The following is a 9,267-nucleotide window of genomic DNA, read 5'->3' as shown; positions in this document are numbered from 1 at the left end:
TGGGGTGTGTTTTTTTTCGTTGGGTGTGCACGACCGTGTGTGGGGTGTGGTTTTGTTTTTTGGGGGCGGTGTTTTTCTTGTCGGGAACACTCACGACCCCTTACCTGGCCAGCCCCGGATCACTCACGATCCGCACCAGCTGTGCCCAGTCGAACGGGGGTTTCTGCCGCGTCACCGGGGCGGTTTTTCCTAAGCGGTAAGGAACGCCGGGCGTCGCGTAGTTGAAGTTGTCGATCGAGATGAGGGAGTCGGTGGTGTGGAGTTCGACGATGTCGTTCTCAAGGCCGTTCACGCCCTCGGTGCGCAGGCGCAGCACCCCGTCGCGCGGTCCCAGCTCGTCCCTGCAGGTGAGGGCGTTCTTCCCGCTCAGATACCGGTCGCAGTCGCCGAGCGCGCCTTTCGGATCCCGACCGCCGTCGTACGGCACCAGGTGGATCTCCGCGGAGCCGACGCCTTGGCTGTCTGTCACTTGGAAGCGCAGGATGAACTTGTCCGCCGCCGGTGGGGAGGAAAGCGCGAGCGCCAGCGGGTCGCTCCCAGGCGGCGGCACTACGACCCAAGGCTGGTCGTAAGGCATCGCCACTATCCGGGCGCCCGGCTCCAGCTCCGCCCGGATGGCGTTGCCCAGTACGCATTCCAGGCGCGCCTTGAGCTGTGCGGAGGTTTCGGCCTGCACCTGTCCCGGGCAGGCGACCGGCGCGGCCTTGTGGAGCTGCGGTGGCGCGTTCCGGTCGGGCAGCAGGCTTATCCCGGCGGTCACCGCGGCGACGACGGCCGTCACCGTGCCGACGGCGGCATACCGGCGCAGCCGTCGTGCCTGCTTCGACGCCGAGATGATGGCGCCTTCGGCCAGCGTGGACGGGGCTTCCTCGCGGGTGACGTAGTCCTGTAAAGCGGTACGGAAGTCGATGTCTTCCAAGGGAATCAGTCCTTACTCGGTTGGATGGAACCACGCAGCGCCGCGCTGGCGCTCGCGATCTGTTGCTCGGCCGCGCGCTCGGGGACGCCGAGCAGTGCGGCCACCTCGGGCACCGGCAAGTCCTCCAGGAAGTGGAAGACGACCATGGCCCGCTGTTTCGGCGGGAGCCCGGCCAGCACCTGGTCCATGCCGGGCGCGGCTTCGTCCGGCGGCTTGGCCTTGTGCCGTCGGGATAGGTAGACGTCGAGCAGCAGCTTGCGGGCGTGCTCGTCGGCGGTGGCCGGGCGGACCTTGCGCCACCGGCCGTGCAGGCGGACGAACATGGCCTCGACGAGCACGTCGGCGGCGGGCCAGTCGCCGGTCAGCGCGTAGGAGAGCCTGCGGTAGCGCTGCGCCCGCGCGGCGAAGAACTCGGAGAAGTCGTCTTTGCCTTTCATGGGTTTCCCGGTTTCAGTAGACGAGGTCGGGGGCGGTCATGATCGCTTCCATCTGCCGGTAGTCGAAGTACGGCAGCGGACGGCTCGGTTTCGTCGGAGTGTGTGCGAAGTTCGTCTCCATGGCATTACCGCTGATCAGCGAGACGCTGACATCGGGGGCGACGTACCCGGAGTAGTGGTAGATGATGCCGTCAGGGGATTTCAGGGTTTCGAAGGACAACCGGCCGCCGCGCGGTCCCGGCACCCTCGAGCAGTCGATCTGCGGCGGGCCGCATTTGTCGTACTCGGCTTGGGCCCAGGGATCCGGCTGGCCGCGGCTGATGCTCATCACCAGCGCGCCGAGACCCTGGTCGTCCGTAATGTTCAGGCGCAGCTTGTAAGCGGCGCCGAACCCGGAGTCTTCGATCGCGAGTTCCAGCGGGTCGTCGCCGGGCGGCGGGGTCTGGCCTTCCCCGTCACGGCCGAGCTTGACGCCCGCGGGAAGGAACGGCCGCAGCACGAAACGCATCACGCAGGTCAGGCGGGCCCGGCCTTCTTCGTCCGTCTCCTCCAACCGGTTCGCCGCACAGGGCGCCTTCGAGGCGACCGGCACCGTCGAGTGCAGCTTGGGCAGCACGACGGCGCCACCCGCCACCATCGCGACGACCAGCACCACGGCGCTGCCGATGGCCGCGACCGCGTGCCGCCGCTTGGCGCGTTGCCCGGCTTTCACCACGGTGCTCTCGGCGAGCCCGATCGGTGGCTCGTCCGTGGTCACGTAGGCCCGCAGCGCGGCACGGAGGTCGGTCTCTTCCATCGCGTTCACTCCAAGCTCGACTGGGGGAGCGTCACCCGCAGCGCGTCGACGGCGCGCGCGGTCTGGCTCTTGACGGTGCCCTGTGCCACGCCCAGCAGATCGGCGACCTCCGCGACCGGGAGGTCTTCGAGGAACCGGAGCACGACCATCGCGCGCTGCCGGGGTGTCAGCCCGGTCAGCACCCGCTCCAGGTCAAGCCGCGCGTCGGTGTCGCGGCCGTCCGGCGCCGCGCGGTCGGGCGGATCCGAGACGATCTCGCGGTCGGCGCGGCGTTTGCCGTTGAGGTACACGTTGAGCAGGATCTTGCGCGCGTAGGCATCGACCGTGGCAGGCCGCACCTTCCGCCAGCTCCGATACAGCCGCACGAACATGGCCTGCACCAGATCCTCCGCACCATGCCAGTCCCCGCACATCGCGTACGCCAGCCGTCTGAACCGCTGAACCCGCGATGTGAAATAAGCAGAAAAATCCTCCTGCTCGGTCACTCCGGTCACCCCCAGTTTCCACCCCGATGTCGTTACTACTCATGGGGCGGGGTCGGAGGTTGCTCTTCTCGCCGAATAGACACCGACGAAATTCCCGCAGGTGATCCGCTGACCGGTCAGGCGATCGAGGATCCGTTCCTCCAATCCCGTGTGATAGGCCGGTCGGGTCTCCGCGGGCACGCTCGCGGGCACCGGCGCGCCCGCGGCCAGCGCCTGCGCGGTGACGGTCTGGAACAGCACCAGGTAGTCGCCGTCGCGGTTGAGCTCGCCGATGGTGTCGAGCATGCGCTGCTCGGTGTCGCCGACGACCTCCATCGGCAGCACCCAGTCCATCGGGAACGGGTTGTGCAGGCCGAGCGCCGGATAGGCGAACGCGTTGTCCGGCATGATCGCGACCTTCGTGGCGGGGAACTGGGCGACGCAGTCCCGGAGCTGGGCGAGATAGGCGTGCACGCTCGGGTTGGTGCGCACCCAGAGCAGCGACGGCGAGATGTCGCCGAGGTCGTGCGTGAGCCTGGCCTGCGGGCGGTCCGCGTACGGCGCGGCGTCGTGCGCGTTGACCAGCTGCAGCGCGACCAGCACGGCCGCGATCGGGCCCAGCGCCTCCGCCCAGCGCGCACGGAGGTCGACCGTGCGGGCGAGCACCTCCAGCGTGCCGAGCGCCATGCTGCCGGCGACCAGCCCGGGATACGGATAGCCCCAGGACAGGCTCGCCATCCACGCCAGCGCGGCCACGGCGAGGTACCGCCACGGGAAGTGCCGCTGGATCACCGCGTCCGCCGCCGCGGCGGCCACGAAGATCCACAGCAGCGTGATCGACCAGTCGCCCGCGTGCGCGAGATGCCCGCGCACCACCACGGACACGGTGATCGCCGCGACGCCGACGCCCAGCGCGATCCGCAGCCACAGACCGGCGGACCCGAGCCGCTCACGGGCGAGCCAGACACCCGCGAGCACCGCCAGCACGACCGCGGCCTGCACGATCGAGGCCGTGTCGGCGATCTCGAGCAGCCGTTCACCCCAGGTGCCGGTCGCGGTGGTGAGCTGCTCCTTCGCCGCGGGGAAGCCGCCACCGATCAGGACGTAGTAGCTCAGCGGCGCCGCGGCGAGGAAGAGCAGGTCGACGCCGATCCGCTGCCACTGCCGTTTCGCCGGGTGCAGCATGACCAGCAGCAGGCCGAGCACCAGCGCGGGCGCGAAGCTCTGCTTGACGATCACGGCGAAACCGAGCAGGAAGAACCCGGTCCGCCGCTTGCCGGAGTCGACGGCCCACAGCCCGGTCGCGACCAGGAAGACACCGTCGACCGTGTGCCAGGCCATCAGCGGGTAGGTGTGCAGGTTGACCATGGTCGCCGCGGCGACCAGGCCCAGCCGGGACGGCCCCCAGGCCGTCGGTCGGGTCCTGGTGAGCAACGCCGCCATCGCGATGGTCGCGACCGTCAGCTCGACCATCATCACGAAGCTGGAGCTGACGAAAAGCGGTGCCGGCACGACGAAATCGACCATGTGCAGCACGGCCGACCCCAGCGGCCGCGGCGACGTGAAGTCGGCGTGCGGCAGCTCCCCGTGCAGCAGCCGCCAGCTCTGCGCCAGCACGAACCCCTGATCGGTCGGATTGAACCCGAACCGCCCGATCCGCCCCACCAGTACGACACCCAGCACGACGACACCGGCCGCCAGCCACACCGCCCGGCGTCTGCCGGACCTCGGCCGGTCCTCGATCTCGACCGGCCGCCCCAGAGTGATGCTCACGCCCGGTATTACCCGGCCACCCGCCCGCCAGGTTCAAGCCGCCGCCAAAAAAATCCCAATGCGGCATTCGTCAGCTCTGGGCACGCCAATGTGGCTTTCGTCAGCTGAAAACTGACGAAAGCCACATTGGGATTTTTTTACCGAGCCGGAAGGTCAGTCGGCCACGGGGGCGAGCTTGCCCGCTTCCCAGGCCGCGCGGCGCTCGGCCTGCAGGATCGGGTCGGCGACGGGAGCCGCCGAGAGCAGGCGGCGGGTGTAGTCCTGCTGCGGCGAGTGCAGCACCTGGTCACGGGTGCCGACCTCGATCAGCTTGCCGCGCTGCATCACCGCGACGCGGTCGGCCAGCAGGTCGACGACCGCGAGGTCGTGCGAGATGAACAGGCACGCGAACTGCAGCGACTTCTGCAGGTCGAGGAACAGGTCCAGCACGCGGGCCTGCACCGAGACGTCGAGCGCGGAGGTCGGCTCGTCGGCGATCAGCAGCTGCGGGTCGAGCGCGAGCGCACGCGCGATGGCGACGCGCTGGCGCTGGCCGCCGGAGAGCTCGTGCGGGTACCGGTTGAGGTAGTGCCCGCCCAGCTCGACCTTGTCGAGCAGCGTCGCGACGCGCTTGTTGAGCTCCTTGCCCGCCAGCACCTTGTGCAGCACGAGCGGCTCGCCGACGGACTCGCCGATCGTCATCTTCGGGTCCAAAGTGGACGCCGGGTCCTGGAAGACGATGGAGAAGAACCGGCGCAGCGGGCGCAGTTCCTTGTTGGACATCGTGGTGATGTCCTGGCCCGCGATCGACACCGAACCGGAGGTCGGCTGCAGCAGCCGGATCGCGCAGCGGCCGATGGTCGACTTGCCGGAACCGGACTCGCCGACCAGTCCGAGGATCTCGCCCTTGTTGATGTACAGCGAAACGCCGTCGACGGCGCGGTTCTTCGCCTGGCCGCGGCGGCCGGGGAACTCCAGCACGAGGTCCTTGATCTCGAGCGCGGGCGCGCTCTCCTCGATCACGGCCGCGAGCTCGCTGTCCTCGAGGCGGATGTCGTCGGCGATCGCGGCGGCGTCGGACTCGTCGGTGATGACCGACTCGAACAGCCTGCGGCCCTCGGGACGCTGGCCGAGCACCGGCACGGCGGCGAGCAGCTTGCGGGTGTACTCCTCCTTGGGCGAGGCGAACAGCTCGCGCACGGGAGCCTCTTCGACGATCTCGCCCTGGTACATCACGACCACGCGGTCCGCGAGGTCGGCGACGACACCCATGTCGTGGGTGATCAGCACGATCGCGGTGTTCAGCGTGTCACGCAGCTTGCGCAGCAGTCCGAGGATCTCAGCCTGCACGGTCACGTCGAGCGCCGTGGTCGGCTCGTCGGCGATGATCACCTTCGGGTCGCACGCGATGGCCATCGCGATCACGACACGCTGGCGCAGACCGCCGGAGAGCTGGTGCGGGTACTGCTTGAACCGCTCCGGCGGGTTCGGGATGCCGACCATCTCGAGCAGCTCGATGGCGCGCTTGTCGGCGGCGTCCTTCGCGATGTCCTGGTGCGAGCGCAGCGCCTCGCGGATCTGCCAGCCGACGGTGTAGACCGGGTTCAGCGCGGTCATCGGCTCCTGGAAGATCATCGCGATCTCGTTGCCGCGGACCTTCCGGATCTCCTTCTCCTTGAGGTTGGAGAGATCCTGCTCGCCGAGCTTGCGCGAACCGTTGATCCGGCTGGTCTTGGGCAGCAGACCCAGCACCGACATCGAGGTGACCGACTTGCCGGAACCCGACTCGCCGACGACCGCGACGATCTCGCCCGGTTTCACGTCGAACCCGATGCCCTTGACCGCGTCGACGACTCCGTCTTCGGTCGGGAAGGAGATCGTCAGATCCGAGATGGACAGGACGGCCCCGGACATGCCGGGGTTCGCCGATGTTGCTTCTGTGCTCACTAGACGCCCTTCGTGGGGGTACAGACAGTCAACCCGCGTTAAGGAATGACCCGCGCGAGGATAACCGAGGTGTGCCCGACGAAGGTCGGAGCACGAGAATTAATCTGAACCCGTGACCTCCGCTTCGCAACGAAAGTTGCTCCTCGTCCACGCACATCCCGACGACGAGAGCATCACCACCGGTGGCACCATCGCACGCTACTCGGCCGAGGGTACTGAGGTGACCCTCGTGACCTGCACGCTGGGGGAAGAAGGCGAGATCATCCCGGTCGAGCTGGCCCAGCTCGGCTCGTGGGCCGCCGACCAGCTGGGCGGCTACCGCTCCGGCGAGCTGGCCCGTGCCTGTGGCGAACTGGGACTGCGATCGCATCGTTATCTGGGCGGGCTGGGCCGCTGGCGCGATTCCGGGATGGCGGGGACCGCCTCCGCCGCGCATCGCCGCGCGTTCACCGGCGGATCCGCCGCGGAACAGGCCGCTCAGCTGATGGAAATCCTCGAAGAAGTGCGGCCCCAGGTCGTCGTCACTTATGACGCTTTCGGCGGATATGGGCATCCCGACCACATCAGGGCGCATGAAATCACCATGGCGGCCTGCGAGAACGCGCCTTCGGTGCACCGCGTTTTCCACACGGTGGCTTCACAGCAGGCGACCGCCGACGGCTTGGCCGTCTTGCGAGAGGACGGCGTCGCGCCGTTCCGCGTGCCCGCCGACGGCGAGCTGCCGACCGTCTCGGACGAGCGCATCACCACCGAGCTGGACGTCGAGAAGTACTTGCCGGCCAAGCGTGCGGCGCTGCGCGCGCATGAGACCCAGGTCACGGTGGTGCACGACGGCTGCTTCGCGCTGTCCAACGACATCGCGCAGCCGATCCCGCCGCACGAGTACTTCGTGCTGGCGTCCGGTTCCCCGGAGGGCGCCGAGTCGGATCTGTTCGGGGGACTGACACTGTGACCGCACGAAGCGCCTGGCCGCTGGTGCTGCTGGGCGTGGACGCGGCGGTGCTCGCCGTGCTGGAGCTGTTCTTCCTGCCGCTGCGCCTCGACGGGGTGATACTGCCGAGGCTGTGGGACATGCCGTTCCCGGTCGCGGCCGTGGTCGCCGCGGTCACCACGCCGATGCTGGTGATCGCCGCCGCGAAGCTCGCCAAGCCGTCGCTGTCGTTTGTGCCGCTGCTGGTATGGGTAGTCGTGACGTTGTTCGTGGGATTGAGCGGTCCCGGCGGCGACTTCGTGCTGATCCAGGACTGGCGTGCCCTTGTCCTCGTCGCCGCGGGTGCGCTGCCCGGCGCGTTCGTGCTGGGCGGAAAGCTGGGAGGCAAGCGTGGCTGAGGCCATTTCGGACCGCCAGGTGGTGGCCGTGCTGCGGCCGTTCGTCCGCGGCTGCGGCCCGATGCTCGACGCGCTGCGCGAATCCGACCCGTTCGGGTTACGCGAACGCGGCAAGAGCGAACTCGACGGCGTGGACGCGTCACTGCGCGACAAACTGCTCGACGGCCTCACCTCGGTCAAGGTGCCGGGCACCGCGGCGTGGGCGTCGATGACCGTCGACGAGCGCACGCACTGGTGGATCCACCGCGTCGGCCGCTTCACCGCTTTGGTGACGTCCGTGCCCGGCCTCGGCGGCGCGCTCGCGGACCGGCTGCCGATCCAGGACACGCTCGGCGCGGCCGCGCAGGGCCTGCTGCTGTGCGCGATCGCGGGCGAGCACGGCGTGCTCGAGGTCGGCGACCGCGTGCGGCTGATCGCCTGGGTGCTGTTCGAGCGCGACGTCGATCCGGTCGTCGCGGCAGGCAAGCACACCGAGCACGATGTGTCCGAAGAGGACGCTTCGACCGAGCGGCTGACCGAAGAGCTCGACGAGTCCAAGAAAAAACACGGGAAGGTCACGATCAAGGCGTCACTGGGAACTTTGTGGCGGCTCGGTCGTTCCCTCTTGGGCATTGTCGAAGAACTGGAAAAGCGGCCGCGTGGCCGCTTCTATCATCGTGCGATCGGCATGTTGCCCGTCGTGGGCATGGCGGGCGACTATCTCGGCGAGCGCTCCGGGTTGAAGCGCGTCGCCAAGAGAGCCGACGCCTGGTTCGCCAAACGCTAGTTGTACTTCCAGAACATGAACGTCTGCAGGCCGTACGAAGCCGCGCGGCTGCTGCCGCCGACCGCGTCGAAGATGGAGTAGGACGCCTCCCACAGCAGGGCGTTCACCTGCGGGACGGCGAAAAGCAGCGCGAAGAGGATGAGCGGCGCCCACGGCCGTGCCTTCGCGCCCATCTCACGCGCGTTCGGCGGGAGATACGGCTCGACCGCGCCGTACCCGTCGAGGCCCGGCACGGGCAGGATGTTGAGCACGAAGGTCACGATCTGGAGCAGCGCCAGGTACGACAGCCCCACCAGCAGGCCGAACGGCAGCGACGGCACCAGCGCGACCACCAGGCACAGCACGATGCCGATCACGAGGTTGCTCAGCGGGCCCGCCAGCGACACCCAGGACGCGGTCGCCCGGTTGCGCAGCGCGGCGTGGTTGATCCAGACCGCGCCACCGGGCAGCGGGATGCCGCCGATCGCAAGGAAAATCAGCGGCAGGATGATGGACAGGACGGGGTCCGTGTACTTCCGGACGTCCATCGTCAGGTAACCCTTGTGGGCGATGCTGTAGTCCCCGCCCTTGAACGCCACGAGCGCGTGCCCGAACTCGTGCAAGGTGAGCGAGAGGATCCACCCGCCGATCACGAGCACGAAGACGCCGATGGTGCCGATCGGGTCTCGCACGTTCTCCGCGTCGAAGGGATCCCTTACTGCGGCAAGGATTCCGGCCGCGATGGTGACGGCGAGTATGCCGAGGAACACGGGGCTCGGTCGCACTGCTGATCTCTGCACCCCTCCAGTCTTCCGTATGCCTCGTGTGAAGTTTCACGGCGTGTCCCCTTGCGCGTTACGTCTCAGGTGTCCCCCAAA

General features: G+C 68.3%; 10 protein-coding genes. 3 read left to right on the top strand and 7 right to left on the bottom strand.

Annotated features, from left to right (window positions below; all coding sequences use genetic code 11):
• Positions 1-100: 100 nt before the first annotated feature.
• The 6 genes from ACFV15_RS14325 to ACFV15_RS14300 form a co-directional block, all read right to left on the bottom strand.
• Entirely contained in the window at positions 101-919 is an 819-nt protein-coding gene (locus ACFV15_RS14325; protein ID WP_378350729.1) for a hypothetical protein, read from the bottom strand.
• Positions 920-924: 5 nt separating this feature from the next.
• The gene (locus ACFV15_RS14320; protein WP_378350727.1) at positions 925-1,356 is read right to left on the bottom strand and encodes a sigma factor-like helix-turn-helix DNA-binding protein; all 432 of its coding nucleotides are present in this window, start codon (positions 1,354-1,356) and stop codon (positions 925-927) included.
• Positions 1,357-1,369: 13 nt separating this feature from the next.
• Positions 1,370-2,152: a hypothetical protein gene (locus ACFV15_RS14315; protein WP_378350726.1), complete on the bottom strand. Its 783-nt coding sequence runs from the start codon at positions 2,150-2,152 to the stop codon at positions 1,370-1,372.
• 5 nt (positions 2,153-2,157) lie between these two features.
• A complete protein-coding gene (locus ACFV15_RS14310) occupies positions 2,158-2,637 on the bottom strand; it encodes a SigE family RNA polymerase sigma factor (RefSeq protein ID WP_378350724.1) in 480 nt (159 codons plus the stop codon).
• Positions 2,638-2,676: 39 nt separating this feature from the next.
• Positions 2,677-4,389 (bottom strand): hypothetical protein, encoded by a 1,713-nt coding sequence (locus ACFV15_RS14305; RefSeq protein WP_378350722.1) that lies wholly within the window; start codon positions 4,387-4,389, stop codon positions 2,677-2,679.
• A gap of 153 nt (positions 4,390-4,542) precedes the next feature.
• Complete coding sequence (locus ACFV15_RS14300) at positions 4,543-6,282, bottom strand: ABC transporter ATP-binding protein (protein ID WP_378350847.1); 1,740 nt, start codon at positions 6,280-6,282, stop codon at positions 4,543-4,545.
• Positions 6,283-6,427: 145 nt separating this feature from the next.
• Here ACFV15_RS14300 and mshB point away from each other — a divergent pair, with 145 nt between their 5' ends.
• The 3 genes from mshB to ACFV15_RS14285 are packed head-to-tail and all read left to right on the top strand — an operon-like array spanning position 6,428 to position 8,410.
• The gene (gene mshB, locus ACFV15_RS14295) at positions 6,428-7,267 is read left to right on the top strand and encodes an N-acetyl-1-D-myo-inositol-2-amino-2-deoxy-alpha-D-glucopyranoside deacetylase (protein WP_378350720.1); all 840 of its coding nucleotides are present in this window, start codon (positions 6,428-6,430) and stop codon (positions 7,265-7,267) included.
• Positions 7,264-7,644, top strand: a complete 381-nt coding sequence (locus ACFV15_RS14290) for a hypothetical protein (RefSeq protein WP_378350718.1) — start codon at positions 7,264-7,266, stop codon at positions 7,642-7,644. The genes mshB and ACFV15_RS14290 overlap by 4 nt, the downstream gene beginning before the upstream one ends.
• Entirely contained in the window at positions 7,637-8,410 is a 774-nt protein-coding gene (locus ACFV15_RS14285; RefSeq protein ID WP_378350717.1) for a hypothetical protein, read from the top strand. The genes ACFV15_RS14290 and ACFV15_RS14285 overlap by 8 nt, the downstream gene beginning before the upstream one ends.
• Here ACFV15_RS14285 and ACFV15_RS14280 read toward each other — a convergent pair.
• Entirely contained in the window at positions 8,407-9,174 is a 768-nt protein-coding gene (locus tag ACFV15_RS14280) for a site-2 protease family protein (protein WP_378350846.1), read from the bottom strand. The genes ACFV15_RS14285 and ACFV15_RS14280 overlap by 4 nt on opposite strands.
• Positions 9,175-9,267: the final 93 nt, after the last annotated feature.

Source organism: Amycolatopsis sp. NPDC059657 (assembly GCF_042734395.1).
Lineage (GTDB): Bacteria > Actinomycetota > Actinomycetes > Mycobacteriales > Pseudonocardiaceae > Amycolatopsis.
Note: the sequence above shows the minus strand (reverse complement) of the source record. Positions and strands in the feature narration are given on the sequence as shown.